At 72.5% G+C, this 13,515-nt stretch carries 15 protein-coding genes; 10 read left to right on the forward strand and 5 right to left on the reverse strand.

Annotation, left to right across the window (positions count from 1 at the left end):
* The first annotated feature begins 76 nt into the window (after positions 1-76).
* From OHS18_RS14400 to OHS18_RS14410, 3 genes are all read left to right on the forward strand, one after another.
* Positions 77-649, forward strand: coding sequence for an OsmC family protein (locus OHS18_RS14400; protein ID WP_328617387.1), 573 nt, complete (start codon positions 77-79; stop codon positions 647-649).
* Positions 650-728: 79 nt separating this feature from the next.
* Entirely contained in the window at positions 729-1,709 is a 981-nt protein-coding gene (locus OHS18_RS14405; protein ID WP_328617388.1) for an ATP-binding cassette domain-containing protein, read from the forward strand.
* Complete coding sequence (locus tag OHS18_RS14410; protein WP_328617389.1) at positions 1,706-2,509, forward strand: ABC transporter permease; 804 nt, start codon at positions 1,706-1,708, stop codon at positions 2,507-2,509. The genes OHS18_RS14405 and OHS18_RS14410 overlap by 4 nt, the downstream gene beginning before the upstream one ends.
* A 36-nt stretch (positions 2,510-2,545) precedes the next feature.
* On the opposite strand, the gene OHS18_RS14415 is transcribed toward OHS18_RS14410, so the two are convergent.
* A complete protein-coding gene (locus OHS18_RS14415) occupies positions 2,546-3,472 on the reverse strand; it encodes a sigma-70 family RNA polymerase sigma factor (protein ID WP_328617390.1) in 927 nt (308 codons plus the stop codon).
* An 86-nt stretch (positions 3,473-3,558) separates the two neighbouring features.
* On the opposite strand from OHS18_RS14415, the gene OHS18_RS14420 reads away from it, so the two are divergent.
* Entirely contained in the window at positions 3,559-4,110 is a 552-nt protein-coding gene (locus OHS18_RS14420) for a dihydrofolate reductase family protein (protein WP_328617391.1), read from the forward strand.
* A 4-nt stretch (positions 4,111-4,114) separates the two neighbouring features.
* Here OHS18_RS14420 and OHS18_RS14425 read toward each other — a convergent pair whose 3' ends face one another.
* Both OHS18_RS14425 and OHS18_RS14430 read right to left on the reverse strand, forming a co-directional pair.
* Positions 4,115-4,522 (reverse strand): nitroreductase/quinone reductase family protein, encoded by a 408-nt coding sequence (locus tag OHS18_RS14425; RefSeq protein WP_328452515.1) that lies wholly within the window; start codon positions 4,520-4,522, stop codon positions 4,115-4,117.
* 2 nt (positions 4,523-4,524) lie between these two features.
* A complete protein-coding gene (locus tag OHS18_RS14430; RefSeq protein WP_328617392.1) occupies positions 4,525-5,091 on the reverse strand; it encodes a DUF6069 family protein in 567 nt (188 codons plus the stop codon).
* Between the two features lie 107 nt (positions 5,092-5,198).
* Between OHS18_RS14430 and OHS18_RS14435 the strand changes: the two genes are divergently transcribed.
* From OHS18_RS14435 to OHS18_RS14445, 3 genes are all read left to right on the forward strand, one after another.
* Complete coding sequence (locus OHS18_RS14435; protein WP_328617393.1) at positions 5,199-6,164, forward strand: SDR family NAD(P)-dependent oxidoreductase; 966 nt, start codon at positions 5,199-5,201, stop codon at positions 6,162-6,164.
* 158 nt (positions 6,165-6,322) lie between these two features.
* On the forward strand, positions 6,323-7,519 hold the full coding sequence (locus tag OHS18_RS14440; protein ID WP_328617394.1) for a serine/threonine-protein kinase: 1,197 nt from the start codon (positions 6,323-6,325) through the stop codon (positions 7,517-7,519).
* 220 nt (positions 7,520-7,739) lie between these two features.
* The gene (locus tag OHS18_RS14445; RefSeq protein WP_328617395.1) at positions 7,740-8,051 is read left to right on the forward strand and encodes a hypothetical protein; all 312 of its coding nucleotides are present in this window, start codon (positions 7,740-7,742) and stop codon (positions 8,049-8,051) included.
* A 48-nt stretch (positions 8,052-8,099) separates the two neighbouring features.
* Here OHS18_RS14445 and OHS18_RS14450 read toward each other — a convergent pair whose 3' ends face one another.
* Entirely contained in the window at positions 8,100-8,423 is a 324-nt protein-coding gene (locus tag OHS18_RS14450) for an STAS domain-containing protein (RefSeq protein ID WP_328452507.1), read from the reverse strand.
* Positions 8,424-8,544: 121 nt separating this feature from the next.
* Between OHS18_RS14450 and OHS18_RS14455 the strand changes: the two genes are divergently transcribed.
* The 3 genes from OHS18_RS14455 to OHS18_RS14465 all read left to right on the forward strand — a co-directional run bounded on the left by OHS18_RS14455 (position 8,545) and on the right by OHS18_RS14465 (position 12,732).
* Positions 8,545-10,023 (forward strand): aldehyde dehydrogenase, encoded by a 1,479-nt coding sequence (locus OHS18_RS14455; RefSeq protein ID WP_328617396.1) that lies wholly within the window; start codon positions 8,545-8,547, stop codon positions 10,021-10,023.
* Positions 10,024-10,135: 112 nt separating this feature from the next.
* Positions 10,136-11,314, forward strand: a complete 1,179-nt coding sequence (locus OHS18_RS14460; protein WP_328617397.1) for a glycosyltransferase — start codon at positions 10,136-10,138, stop codon at positions 11,312-11,314.
* Positions 11,315-11,577: 263 nt separating this feature from the next.
* Entirely contained in the window at positions 11,578-12,732 is a 1,155-nt protein-coding gene (locus OHS18_RS14465) for a serine hydrolase domain-containing protein (protein WP_328617398.1), read from the forward strand.
* Here the strand turns inward: OHS18_RS14465 and OHS18_RS14470 are convergent.
* A complete protein-coding gene (locus tag OHS18_RS14470; protein ID WP_328617399.1) occupies positions 12,710-13,417 on the reverse strand; it encodes a GNAT family N-acetyltransferase in 708 nt (235 codons plus the stop codon). The two genes, OHS18_RS14465 and OHS18_RS14470, sit on opposite strands and share 23 nt — an antisense overlap.
* Between the last annotated feature and the right edge of the window lie 98 nt (positions 13,418-13,515).

Consider the following 13,515-nt stretch of genomic DNA (forward strand, 5'->3'; position numbering starts at 1 on the left):
GAAAAGGCGGGGAGACCGGGAAATCCGGGCTCCCCGCCTTTTCGCTTTTCCTTGGCGAGCGGGCACAATCGGGCCCATGGACACCGAAGAACTGCGCGCGACCCAGGCCCCGCTGAAGGACAAGTACCGCGAGGCACCGGAAAGCGCCCTCATCACCTTGCACGCCGACGCCGAACTCGACAGCCTCGGCATCTCCTGCAAGGTGGAAACCGGCCGCGCGGTGACATCCGGGGCTTCGCCCCGAGCCGGGGGCTCCGCCACCCGGACCCCCGAAGGGAAGTCGGTCGTCGAAGCCGGCCTGCACCCGGCGACCGGCGGCGACGGCACCCTCGCCTGCTCCGGTGACATGCTCCTCGAAGCGCTCGTCGCGTGCGCCGGGGTGACGCTGCGGGCGGTCGCGACGTCGCTGGGCCTCGACGTCCGCGGTGGGCGCGTCCGGGCCGAAGGCGACCTCGACTTCCGCGGCACGCTCGCCGTCGCGAAGGACGCGCCGGTCGGGTTCCGCGCGATCCGGCTGTCGTTCGACCTGGACACCGACGCTTCCGAGGAGCAGCTGGCGACCCTCAAGAAGCTCACCGAGCGGTACTGCGTGGTGTTCCAGTCGCTGCGGACACCGCCGGAGTTCGCCGTGACGCTCTCGGCGAACTGAGGGCTCTCCGGGAGAATCCCGGAGGACAACCCGGACGGGGTGGCCTAGCTTGGCGGGTGTCATCGGAAGGGGAGCCGCCATGCCAGCCCTGTCACCGCCGGGCCCGGACGTCGCCGTCCGGGTGCGCGGGCTCGTGAAGACCTACGGTTCGACCCGTGCGCTCGACGGCGTCGACCTCGAGATCCCGGCCGGGCGGGTGCTCGGCCTGCTCGGCCCGAACGGGGCGGGCAAGACCACCACCGTCCGGATCCTGACCACGCTGCTGCGTCCCGACTCGGGTGAGGCGTGGGTGGCCGGCCACGACGTCCTGGCCGAGCCGGACGCGGTGCGCCAGCGGATCGGGCTGTCCGGCCAGTACGCGGCCGTCGACGAGAACCTCACCGGCTTCGAGAACCTCTACATGGTCGGGCGGCTCTACGGCCGTCGCAAACCCGCCGCTCGTGCGCGGGCCCGCGAGCTGCTGGCGCGGTTCCAGCTCGCCGAGGCCGCCGACCGGCCGGCGAAGGGGTATTCCGGCGGCATGCGCCGGCGGCTCGACCTGGCCGGCGCGCTGGTCGCCGAGCCGGCCGTCGTCGTCCTCGACGAGCCCACCACCGGCCTCGACCCGGGCGGGCGCCTCGACACCTGGGCCGTGATCAAGGAGCTCGTCACCGATGGCACCACCGTGCTGCTGACGACCCAGTACCTCGAGGAGGCCGACCAGCTGGCCGACTCGATCGTGGTGATCGACCACGGCAAGGTGATCGCCCGCGGCACCGCCGACGAGCTCAAGGCGCAGATCGGCGGCGAACGCCTGGAGCTGGTCGTCGCCTCGGCCGCGGATCTGCCGACAACCCTCGACGTCCTGCGCGCGGTCGGCACCGGCGAGCCGTCCGGTGACGAGCACACGCGCCGCGCCGAGATCCTCGTCGACACCGGGCCCAAGGCGCTCATCGAAGCGCTGCGGCAGCTCGACGGCCACGGCATCACGGTCCAGGACGTCGGCCTGCACCGGCCCACGCTGGACGACGTCTTCCTGTCCCTCACCGGGCACGGCGCCGAAGAGGAGGCCGCGAAGTGAACGCGCTCACGAAGGGCATCTCCGACGGCGGCGTCATCACCTGGCGCAACCTGATGAACGTCCGGCGCAACCCGGACTGGCTGATGGCCGCGACGCTGCAGCCGATCATGTTCGTGCTGTTGTTCGCCTACGTCTTCGGCAACGCGATCGGCGGGGACGCGGGCGGCGGCGCCTACCGCGAGTTCCTCATCGCCGGGATCTTCGCCCAGACGGTGGCGTTCAACTCGGCGTTCACCGTGATCGGCTTCGCCAACGACCTGCAGAAGGGCATCATCGACCGGTTCCGCTCGCTGCCGATGTCCCGGATCGCGGTGGTCCTCGGCCGCACGACGTCGGACCTCGTCGTCAGCGTGGTGGCGCTGGTCGTGATGTCGTTGTGCGGGCTGATCGTCGGCTGGCGGATCCGCGGCAGTTTCCTCGACGCGGTGCTCGGCTACCTGGTGATGCTGATGTTCGCGTGGGCGCTGTCCTGGGTCGGCGCGCTGATCGGCCTCACCGCGCGCAGCGTCGAGGTGGCGCAGAGCGCGGGGCTGATCTGGATGTTCCCGCTGAGCTTCGTCTCGTCGGCGTTCGTCCCGACGGACAAGATGCCGCCGTTCCTCCGGGCGATCGCCGACTGGAACCCGTTCACCGCGGTGATCAACGCGACGCGCGACCTGTTCGGCAACCGCTTCGGCGTCCCGCCGACGGGCTGGCCGGCGGAGCACGCGGCGCTGTACTCGATCCTGTGCTGCGTGGCGATCATCGCGGTGTTCGCGCCGCTGGCGACGGCGCGGTACCGCAAGGTGGCCAGCAAGTAGGACCGTCCACAACGGACTCGCCACCGGGTGGCGGGTTCAGCGGGTCGGCGGCAGGCCGAACGCCGTGAACAGCCGCGGATCCTGGAACACCACGTTGTGCGCGACGCCGGCCGGCGTCACCGTCAGCACCTGCAGGGTGTGCAGGCGGTGGCCGCCGTCGGCCGGGCAGTACGCGGCGAGCGCGGGCTGGCCGTTCGCCGTGAGCGGGACCGCCCGCCAGGCGCCGGGGCGCATCGTGAACACCCGGGCCATGAAGCGGCCGTAGTCCGCGCGCCCGGCGTACCAGAGCGGCACCGGCGGCATCTCGAGCACCGCGTCGTCGGTCAGCAGCGAGACGAGCGCGGGGACGTCGGCGGCCTCGAACGCGCGGACGTACCGCTCGACCGTCTCCCGGACGGCCTGGTCCCCGGGTTCGCGGACCTCGTGCTCCCGGGGGGTGGCCGTGGCGAGCGCGGCCCGCGCCCGTTGCAGTGAGCTGTTGACGGCGGCCGCCGACGTGTCCAGCTGCGTCGCGACCTCGGCCGCGCTGAACTGCAGGACGTCGCGCAGCACCAGGACCGCCCGCTGGCGTGGCGGGAGCAGTTGCACGGCGGCGACGAACGCGAGCCGCACGCCGGCGCGGGCCTGCGGGTCGCCGGTGTAGCGCGCGGGCAGCGGCTGGAGCCAGGGCACTTCGAAGTCCGGGACGAGCGGGACGTCCGGGTCGGTGCTCGCGGCGCCGAGCCCGGACGGCAGCGGCCGCCGCGCCCGGCCTTCGAGCGCGGTCAGGCAGACGTTGGTCGCGATGCGGTAGAGCCAGGTGCGCACGGACGCGCGCCCCTCGTCGTAGCGCTCACGCGCCTTCCACGCGCGCAGGAGGGTTTCCTGGGCCAGGTCCTCGGCGTCGTGCAGCGAGCCGAGCATCCGGTAGCAGTGCACGACCAGCTCACGCCGGAACGGCTCGAAGCCCACCTCGGAGTCCACGCCGGAGATTGTGCCCCGGATCGCGATGAGTTCCGCGGCGGTCCCCGGTATGTACCCGTGACCGCACCGCTCGCGAAGGGACCACCATGAACGACGTCATCGTCATCCAGTTCACCACCCTCGACGGGGTCGTCGAGGACCCGGACGGCTCGGGCGGCACCACCGGCGGCGGCTGGGCGTTCCGGCACGGCCCCGAAGCCGTGGCCGGGGACAAGTTCCGGCTCGGCACGCTGCTCGACACCGGCGTGCTGCTGCTGGGCCGGGGCACGTGGGAGCTGTTCTCGAAGCTGTGGCCCACCCGGACGGACGACTTCTCGACGCGGATGAACAAGGCCGCCAAGCGGGTCGCTTCCCGCACGCTCACCGACGTCGGCGCCTGGGAGAACTCGGCCCTGCTCAGCGGGGACCTGCTCGACGAGGTCCGGCGGCTGCGCGAAGAGCGCGACGTCGTCGTCATCGGCAGCACGAGCATCGTGCACACCCTGGCCGGGCACGGGCTGGTCGACGAATACCGCCTGCTCGTCTTCCCGCTCGTGCTCGGCTCCGGGCGCACGTGGTTCACCGGACCCGGTGATCTTCACCCGGTCTCGGTGGAGCAGAGCGGAGCCGCCGCCCTGCTGCGCTACCGGACGTCGTGACGCCTCAGTCCTCTTCGGACAGTTCCACGATCGGGATCGACCGCTTCGCCTTCTCCCGGTGCTCGGCCAGGAAGGGGTAGTGCTTCTCCAGCTCCGTCCACGTGCGCACGTAGTCCGCGCCCAGCAGCGGCAGGGCTTCGGCCTCGAACGCGCGGCCGTCGACCTCCACCTTCACCCGGGAGTCGGCCGCGAGGTTCTGGTACCAGTCCGGGTCTTTCGCGGCTCCCACGTTCGACGCCACCACCAGCAGCCGGTCACCGTCCCGGTGGAACATCATCGGGACGGTGCGCGGCTTGCCCGAGTTGCGGCCCGTCGTCGTCAGGAGCACGAGTCGTTCGCGGTGCATGCCGTCCACCTCCTCGCCCGCGCGGAACTGCTCGATCACGCGGCGGTTCGTCTTGCGCTGGCCCATGCTCAGCGGTCGTAGTAGCGGGTCGGCGGCTCCTGCTGCTGCTGGTTCCACTGCCGGGTCGGCGGCGGCTGCTGCTGCCCCGCCGGCGGCGCGGCCGGCGCCGTCGAGCGGCGCCGGTGCAGGGTGCGCGCGCTCGCCGCCATGCTGCTCACGATCGCCGCGATCACCAGGCCGATCACCAGGTTGATCACCGCCGTGGCGATCTTCGCGCTCGGGGCGACGCTCAGCGTCAGCGGCAGCACCACCGCGATCAGCGTCACCAGCACCATGATCCAGCCGAAGAACTGGGACGGCGCCGGCGTCGCCACGCTCAGCAGGTGCATCAGCCCGGTCGCCAGCAACGCCACCGCGGCGGCCACCACTGCGTACGTCGTGGTGCTGGCGTTGCCCCAGACGCCTTCCCCTTTTGGGGCCAGCACTTCGACCTCGAAGATGCCGCGGGCGATCAGCAGCCCGACCACCGCGACCAGGGCCGCGACCACCGCCGTCGCCACCCCGCCGGCCCACAGCCGGCGTGCGTCGATCCCCGGGCGGACGTCCTGGGGTGTGTTCCCGTAGTAGTCGGACATCACGGCCTTCCTCGCGTCGCTGGGCCTCTCGCGGTCGATTGTCCCCTCTTTCGGCCCGGGACGCGCGACTTGCGCTGGAGTGCGCTCCAGGTCCTAGCGTCGGGAGCATGACCACCGCACAGCACAAGATCGGCTCGGGCTTCGGCGCCGGCACCACCGCCGCGGAAGCCGTCGCGGGCATCGACCTCACCGGGAAGCTCGCCGTCGTCACCGGCGGTTACTCCGGCATCGGCCTGGAGGCGACCCGCGCGCTCACCGGCGCCGGCGCCCACGTCGTCGTCCCGGCCCGCCGCCGCGAGACCGCCGAGCAGGCCCTCGACGGCCTGACCGGCGTCGAGGTCGACGAGCTGGACCTGGGTGACCTCGACAGCGTCCGCGCCTTCGCCGGGCGGTACCTCGCCTCCGGGCGCCGGATCGACCTGCTCATCACCAACGCCGGCATCATGGCCTGCCCGGAGACCCGCGTCGGACCGGGCTGGGAAGCCCAGTTCGCCACCAACCACCTCGGCCACTTCGCGCTGGTCAACCGGCTGTGGCCGGCCGTCGCGGAGGGTGCCCGCGTGGTCGCGCTGTCTTCCCGCGGTCACCACAACTCGCCGATCCGCTGGGACGACGTCATGTTCACCGAGGGCTACGAGAAGTGGGCCGCCTACGGCCAGGCCAAGACGGCCAATGTGCTCTTCGCCGTCCAGCTCGACAAGCTCGGCGCGGAAAAGGGCGTGCACGCCTTCGCGCTGCACCCGGGCGGCATCATGACGCCGCTGCAGCGGCACCTGTCGCGCGCCGAGATGGTCGAACGCGGCTGGATGGACGAGGCCGGCACCATGCTCGTCGAGTTCAAGACGCCGGAGCAGGGCGCGGCGACGACCGTCTGGGCCGCGACGTCACCGCAGCTGGCCGGGCTCGGCGGGCTGTACCTGGAGGACTGTGACGTCGCCGAACTGTCCCCTGAGGACGCCGAAGGACTCGCCGCCTCGGGTGTGCGCCGCTACGCCGTCGACCCCGCGCAGGCCGAGCGGCTGTGGACGCTGTCGGCGCAGCTCACCGGCGTGGACGCCTTCGACGGCCGCTGAGCGCGCGTACCCCGCCCGCGATCTTCGCAGGTTTCCGGATCACGGGATCGGGGTACATCGCGGGGGTGGCCGACCAAGCGGCAGGACGGGGTGCCCGGGCGATGAGCGAGGCGGACGAACCCACGTGTGCGCACTACGCACTCGGTGAGTTTTCCGTCATGCCGCGACCGGCACTGGGGGAAGAACTGCCGCCCACCACGCTGGCCGGGCGGTACGAGGTCGGCCGGCTGATCGGCAGCGGCGGCACGGCCCGCGTCTACCGCGCCTACGACCTGCGGCTCGACCGCCCGGTCGCCGTCAAGATCTACGACCGCGGCGCGGTGGCGCAGGATCAGCGCCGCCGGCTGCGCGAGATGAGCATCCAGGGCAGCATCGCCCACCCCGGCGTCGTGGCGCTGCACGACAGCGGCACCGAGCACGGCCGGACCTTCCTGGTGATGCAGCTCGTCGAAGGCGAGAACCTCGCCGAAAAGCTGCTCGGCGGCGCGATGACGACGGACGAGGTGACGGCGCTGGCCACCGGGCTCGCCGAAGGCCTGGCCCACGTCCACGCGCTGCGGGTCGTCCACCGCGACCTCAAGCCGGCCAACGTGTTCCTGAGCGCGGACGGCCCGCTGATCGGTGACTTCGGCATCGCGCACGCGCTCGACACCACCCACATCACCGGCACCGGCGTCATCCCCGGCACCGCCGCCTACCTCGCGCCCGAGCAGGTCGCCGGCCAGCCCGCCGGGCCGCCCGCCGACGTCTACGCGCTCGGCCTGATCCTGCTCGAGTGCCTGACCGGGGAACGCGAGTACCAGGGCACGATGGTCGAGGCGGCGATGGCGCGACTGACGCGGGCGCCCCGGATCCCGGAGACCCTGCCGCCGGCGCTGGCGCACACCCTCTGGCGGATGACCCGGCGCGAGCCCGCGGACCGGCCCGCCGCCGCCGAAGTGCTGGAGCTGCTCCACACCACGCCGTCGACGCTGCCCTCGGCCGCGCCGCCGCCCGGACGTCCGGCGCGGCACTTCCGGACCGTCTTCGCCGCCGCCCTGACCACCGCGGCCGCGGCCACCGTCGCCGCGGTGCTGCTGGCCGCCCCGGAAGGCGGCGGCGCCTCCACTCAGTCACCGGCACCGGGCGTCACCGAGGCGGTGCGCCCGCCGGCCTCGCCGTCGACGTCGCCGCAGCAGGTGGCCGCGCCGGCCGTGACCGAGTCGGCGGACCTGGAGCCGGCCGCCGTGACGCACCAGAGCCCGGTGCAGCCGCAGAAGACGGTGAAGCAGCAGGGCAAGTCCGGGAAGAACGCGAAGCCGCCCGGCGGCAACAAGGGGAAGGGCAAGGGCCCGGGTCCGGGCACCGATTCGTGACCCGGGGCCTCCGGCGAGGGAAGCAGGGCACAACGGCCCTACCGCCGGGAATGGCCGTGGAATAGTCATGGAGAACGTCGGAATTCCCCTTTTCCGAATTCGGACTCGAAGCAATAACGACCGGTAACCGGAACGCCTCCCGGCACGACAGATCCTGCGTGTGCCGAGTGCCGCGTTTCACGGCAGGCCCGGCCGGTTCCACGACTTTCCGGAGGTTGGGATGAGTGTCCACGCTGCCCTTGCGCGCCCCGTTCCCGGTGCCCCGCGCGGACGGCACGCCAAACCCCGCGCCAGATGGCCGCGGGTTGTCGTCCGGACGTCCTTCCTGGCCCTGGCCTTGACCGCCCTCGGCGCGGTCGTCGGCGCCGGCTGGCCGCCGGTGCTGCTCGTGGTGCCCATCGCGATCCTGCTTCTGCTCGTCGCGAGCGCCACGAAGCTGCGCACGGCGAGCCGGAAGATCGACTCGATCTTCGCCGCGGAACTGTCCGCGCCGGATACCGGGATCGAAAACGTCGAAAACGAAGCCGCCTGATCCCGAGATCATTTATCGGGCACTCCGGGAAATGATCTTCCTTTTTCGCTAGCCGGCGTCCTGCCAAGGCTCGAAACCATTCAGCAGCGGTTTGACCTGCGCCGGGTCGGTGACCTCGGCTTCGACCCCGGCGGGCATCGCGAGCACGAGGTAGGTGCCCCGCGCGGCGCAGCCGGCCACCGTCTCGGTCAGGGCCGCCGCGGCGACGGCGTCGACCGCCGTGGCCAGCGTGAAGTCCAGGACCATGCGGCGGACGTCGGCGGCGAACGCCGTTTCGATCGCGCGGTCGTACTCGGGTGTGAGGGCGGCGTCGAAGGCGCCGTCGATCGAGAGGATGACTTCGTCTTCCAGTAACACGCTGTGAAGTGCCATCCGGGCCTCCTGCCGACCGGGTCTGCCCACCTGGTACGGGTTTCGTCCCTGAAGGTTACGTCAGGCACCCCGGTGGGTGCAGGGTGGAAGCGCACCTGCCGACGTCGACGAGGGCGGACCCATGAGCGCACAGTTACCGGTCTTCTCCCTGGTGATCGACGGCAAGGCCGTCGGCGCCCGCTCCGGGCGCACCTTCGAGTCGCAGAACCCGTACACCGGGCAGCCGTGGGCGGTCGTGCCGGACGGCGGGCCCGAGGACGTCGACGACGCCGTCGCCGCGGCCCGGGCGGCGCTCGACGGCGAGTGGGGCACGCTGACGGGGTTCGCGCGAGCGGCCCTGCTGCACCGGCTCGGCGACCTCATCGGCGAGCACGCCGAACGGCTCGCGCGGCTCGAGGTCAACGACTCCGGCAAGCTCTACCGCGAGATGCTCGGCCAGCTCACCGGCCTGGGCGGCTGGTACCACTACTACGCGGGCCTGGCCGACAAGATCGAAGGCCGCCAGATCCCGGCGCCGAACCCGGACTACCTCGTCTACACCCGCCGCGAGCCGGTCGGTGTCGTCGCGGCCATCACGCCGTGGAACTCGCCGCTGCTGCTGCTCGCCTGGAAGCTCGCGCCCGCGCTGGCCGCCGGCTGCACGGTCGTCGTGAAGCCGTCCGAGCACGCCCCCGTCTCGACGCTCGGGCTGGCCGAGCTGATCACCGAGGCCGGCTTCCCGCCCGGCGTCGTCAACGTCGTCACCGGTCTTTCGCGCGAGACGGGCGCGGCGCTCGCCGGGCACCCGGGCGTCGACAAGGTCGCGTTCACCGGGTCGACCGCCACCGGCCGGGCCGTCGCGGTGGCGGCCGCGGAGAACCTCAACAAGGTGACGCTGGAGCTGGGCGGCAAGTCGCCGCAGGTGGTGTTCCCCGACGCCGACCTCGCCGCGGCCGCGAACGGCGTCGTCGCCGGGGTGTTCGCCGCCACCGGCCAGACGTGCATGGCCGGCTCGCGGCTGATCGTGCACGCCGACGTCCACGACGAGCTGATCCGCCTGATCGCCGGGCGCGCCGCGGCGATCAGGCTGGGCGACCCGAACGAGCCCGCCACCGAGATGGGCCCGGTCGCGAACGCGCCGCAGTACGCGAAGGTGCTGCGCCACCTGGAAACCGCGAAGGCCGAAGGCGCGACCGTCGCGTGCGGCGGCGTGCCCGATCCGGGACTGGGCGGGCTGTTCGTGCAGCCGACGGTGCTCACCGGCGTCACCCCGGCGTCGACGATCTTCCGCGAGGAGGTGTTCGGGCCGGTGCTGGCCGCGTTGCCGTTCACCGACGAGGCGGAGGCGATCCGCCTGGCCAACGACACCCCGTACGGCCTCGCCGGCGCGGTGTGGACGAAGGACGTGCACCGCGCCCACCGCGTCGCGGCGAAGCTCAAGGCCGGCACCGTGTGGGTGAACGCCTACCGCGTGGTGGCGCCGTCCGTGCCGTTCGGCGGGGTCAAGGATTCGGGGCTGGGGCGGGAGAACGGCGTCCACGCGATCGACGAGTACCTGACCGACAAGGCGGTGTGGGTCGAACTTTCGGGTGGTACCCGGGACCCCTTCACGCTGGGCTGAGGATCGACGCCCTGCTCTCCCCTTTCAAGGTATAGCCGGGAGGGGGACTTGCGGCAAGACCCCGGTGCGGGTCCACACTTCGGGCTCACTTTCACCGGAGGGGGAATCCCGGATGCGTGTCCTGCTGTCCACGATCGGTTCGCGAGGTGAGGTCCAGCCGGTCCTGGCGCTGGCGTCGGAGCTGCGGGCGCTCGGCCAGGACGTCCGCCTGTGCGTGCCGCCCGACTTCCGCGACTGGCTCGCCGGGCTCGGGTTCGCCGTCACCCCGATCGGGCCCGAACTGCGCGGGAAGGGCCGTCCCGCGGCCGGTGACCTGCGGAAACTCGCCGAAGAGACCGTCGTCACCCAGTTCACCACGGTCGCCGAAGCGGCCGAAGGCTGCGACGTGCTCGTGGCCGCCGGCGCCCTGCAGCTCGCCGCCCGCTCGATCGCCGAGCGGAGGGGCATCGCCTACGTCTACGCGAGTTTCTGCCCCATCACGCTGCCGTCGGACCTGCATTCACCGCCCCCGATGCCGTGGCGGTCCGCGAGCACGAACGGCGACCGGTGGGCCGAGGACGCACGGCACCTGAACGCGACGTTCGGGCCGACGCTGAACGCACACCGGGTCGCGTCCGGGCTCGCACCGGTCGAGGATCTGCAGAGCCACGTGGTCACCGAGCGCCCGTGGCTCGCGGCCGACGCCGCGCTGGCACCGTGGCCCGGCCCGCCCATCGTCGAGACGGGCGCCTGGATCCACCCCGACTCGCGGCCGCTGCCGGCCGAGGTGCGGGAGTTCCTGGACGCGGGCGAGCCGCCGGTGTACTTCGGCTTCGGCAGCATGAGCGCGGCGGAGGGCCTGGCGGAGGCGATGCTGGCCGCGGCCCGCGCGCACGGCCGCCGGGCGATCATTTCCCGCGGCTGGGCGGACCTGGCGTTGGCGGAGCCGGCACCGGACTGCCTGGGCATCGGCGAGATCAACCAGCAAGCGCTGTTCCAGCGGGTCGCGGCGGTGGTGCACCACGGCGGCGCGGGCACCACGACCACGACGTCCCGCGCGGGCGCGCCGCAGGTCGCCGCGCCCCGGATGTACGACCAGTTCTACTTCGCCGACCGGGTCCGCGACCTGGGCATCGGTGCGGCGCACGCCCCGGGTGCGGTGACGGCGGAGTCGCTGACCGCGGCCCTCGGCACGGCGTTGGCGCCGGAGGTCGTGGCCCGGGCGCGGGAGTTCGCGGGCAAGGTCCGGCCGGACGGCGCGAGCGTTGCCGCGCAACACCTGCTGACGATGGCACCGGTCGCGTCGGGCTGAGGTGTCTGTCCTGCGGGACGCCGTTCGTCGGGGCACCATCACCCCGTGAGAAAGGAGACGCCGGAGATCCTGGACGCCTGGCGCGCGCTCGCCCCGCCGCCCGCGTTCCCGGCGGAGTTCCGGGGGCGGCCGGGTGCGCAAGCACGTCGTCGCCCGGTCCGGCCCCGCGTTCGACCAGCGCGTTCCGGAAAACCCGGGGGTGCGAACGCCTGCTGACCTCATGGAATGCGGTACCGGCCGTCATTAGCGTCGCTTTCGTGAGAATGAGACGAACAGCCCTGGTCGCGGCCGTGATCGTGACGGCGGGCCTGACGACCGCGACCCAAGCCACCGCGAGCACCCAGCTCGAACAGCTCGCCCGGAACCTGGTGGCCGCCGGCGCGCCGGGCGTGATCGTGCGGGTGGACGACGGGCACGGCAGGCCCGTCGAGATCGCCGAGCGGGCTCCGTGGGCGCACCGGCTCGAGGCCGGGGACGAGTTCCGGATGGGGTCGAACACCAAGACCGTGATGGCCACGATCACCCTGCAGCTCGTGGCCGAACGCCGGCTCGCGCTGACCGATCCCGTCGCGAAGTGGTTGCCCGGCACCACCTCCGGGGTCACCTTGCGCATGCTGCTCGACCACACGAGCGGCCTGTACGACTACACCGAGGACCCCGCGATCCGGAACGCGATCCTCGGCAAGGATCCCCACCGGTGGACCGCCGCCGAGCTGTTCGCCGTCGGCGCCGAGCACCCACCGCTGTTCGCGCCGGGCGCGGACTGGGGCTACAGCAACACGAACTACGCCGCCGTCGGCGTGATCCTGGAACGCGTCACCGGGGCGAGCCTCGCCGACCTCGTGCGTGACCGGATCGCCCGGCCGTTGCACCTGAGGCACACCTACCTGCCCGCCGACGGCTCCTGGCGCGGCCGGCACGCGCACGGCTACGAACCCGACGCCGCCCACATGCCGCCAGGCGTGCCCGCGGAGTTCACCGACATCGCCGGGACGCCCGAAGCCGGGCACGTGGACGTCTCCGGCAACGACCCGAGCTGGGGCGGCTCCGCCGGGGCGATCGTGAGCAGCGCGCCGGACTGGGCCCGCTTCCACACCGCGCTGATGTCCGGGAAACTCCTGCCCGCGGCACAACTCGCCGAGATGCGCACGGTCGTCGGTCCCGGCTACGGGCTGGGGATCCTGACCGCCACCACCCCGTGCGGCACCTTCTGGGGCCACGACGGCGGGATCACCGGCTACTCCAGCAGCACCATCACCGACAGCACGGGCCGCCGCACCGCGACGATCCTCGTCCCGACCGAGTTCCTCTACGAGTTCGACGCCGCCCCGAAACTCGCCGAAGCCCAGCGGGCGCTGCAGAACGCCGTGACCTGCGCGATGTTCGGCAAGCCGGTCACCGCAGGTCCAGCCACATGATCCGCAGGCCGACGTCGCCCAGTCCCGGGTGGCGGAACGCTCCGGGCGCGACGCCGAGGGTGACGAACCCGAGGCTTTCGTAGAGCCGGATCGCGGCCGTGTTCACCTCGACGACGGCGTTGAACTGGACCGCCGCGAACCCGGTGCGCCGGGCCCAGCCGACCAGGTCCACGGCGAGGGCCCGGCCCACCCCTCTACCACGCGCCCCGGCGGCGACCATCAGGCTGCCGGAGGCGATGTGGCTACCGGGGCCGGGCCGGTTGGCGTACATGTTCGCGGTCCCGGTGACCCGGTCCCCCTCGGTCGCGACGACCACCCGGGCCGGCGGGGCCACCAGCCACATCCGCCGGGCGTCGGCCTCACTCATGGCCGGGTCGTAGGGGAACGTCTCCTGCCCGGTGATGACGTCGTGGATGATCGGCCGGATGCCGGGCCAGTCTTCCGCGCGGGCTTCGCGGATCACCAGCGCCGCGCCGGCCCGTAGCACCATCGCGCCCGGGGGCTGCCCCACCGATGGCGAACGGCCGGTGGCCACGAAGAACCCCCTCGCCGCGACGACGTTCCGCGGATCGCGTGTCTGTCCGAAAAGGACGAACACCGCGCCGCGCTGCGGAACCGCCGGGTCACCGGCGCCCGCGACGCCCGCCAGGACTCCCGGCACAACACGGTGTCGGGCGGAGCCCACGCGCCGTCCAGGCCGCGGTAGCCAGGATCCTCGTTCATGGTGTCCGAGGTTAACGAGCGAGCGGCGCCCCGACGACCGATTTACCGCGCGGGTCGGTG

This window comes from Amycolatopsis sp. NBC_00355, from assembly GCF_036104975.1.
In the GTDB taxonomy this organism is placed as follows: domain Bacteria; phylum Actinomycetota; class Actinomycetes; order Mycobacteriales; family Pseudonocardiaceae; genus Amycolatopsis.

Excerpts from the sequence above, each read along its gene's own strand:
- OHS18_RS14400 (WP_328617387.1), top strand. The coding sequence starts at position 77 with ATGGACACCGAAGAACTGCGCGCGACCCAGGCCCCGCTGAAGGACAAG.
- OHS18_RS14405 (WP_328617388.1), top strand. The coding sequence starts at position 729 with ATGCCAGCCCTGTCACCGCCGGGCCCGGACGTCGCCGTCCGGGTGCGC.
- OHS18_RS14420 (WP_328617391.1), top strand. The coding sequence starts at position 3,559 with ATGAACGACGTCATCGTCATCCAGTTCACCACCCTCGACGGGGTCGTC.
- OHS18_RS14425 (WP_328452515.1), bottom strand. The coding sequence starts at position 4,522 with ATGGGCCAGCGCAAGACGAACCGCCGCGTGATCGAGCAGTTCCGCGCG.
- OHS18_RS14430 (WP_328617392.1), bottom strand. The coding sequence starts at position 5,091 with ATGTCCGACTACTACGGGAACACACCCCAGGACGTCCGCCCGGGGATC.
- OHS18_RS14435 (WP_328617393.1), top strand. The coding sequence starts at position 5,199 with ATGACCACCGCACAGCACAAGATCGGCTCGGGCTTCGGCGCCGGCACC.
- OHS18_RS14440 (WP_328617394.1), top strand. The coding sequence starts at position 6,323 with ATGCCGCGACCGGCACTGGGGGAAGAACTGCCGCCCACCACGCTGGCC.
- OHS18_RS14445 (WP_328617395.1), top strand. The coding sequence starts at position 7,740 with ATGAGTGTCCACGCTGCCCTTGCGCGCCCCGTTCCCGGTGCCCCGCGC.
- OHS18_RS14450 (WP_328452507.1), bottom strand. The coding sequence starts at position 8,423 with ATGGCACTTCACAGCGTGTTACTGGAAGACGAAGTCATCCTCTCGATC.
- OHS18_RS14455 (WP_328617396.1), top strand. The coding sequence starts at position 8,545 with ATGAGCGCACAGTTACCGGTCTTCTCCCTGGTGATCGACGGCAAGGCC.
- OHS18_RS14460 (WP_328617397.1), top strand. The coding sequence starts at position 10,136 with ATGCGTGTCCTGCTGTCCACGATCGGTTCGCGAGGTGAGGTCCAGCCG.
- OHS18_RS14465 (WP_328617398.1), top strand. The coding sequence starts at position 11,578 with ATGAGACGAACAGCCCTGGTCGCGGCCGTGATCGTGACGGCGGGCCTG.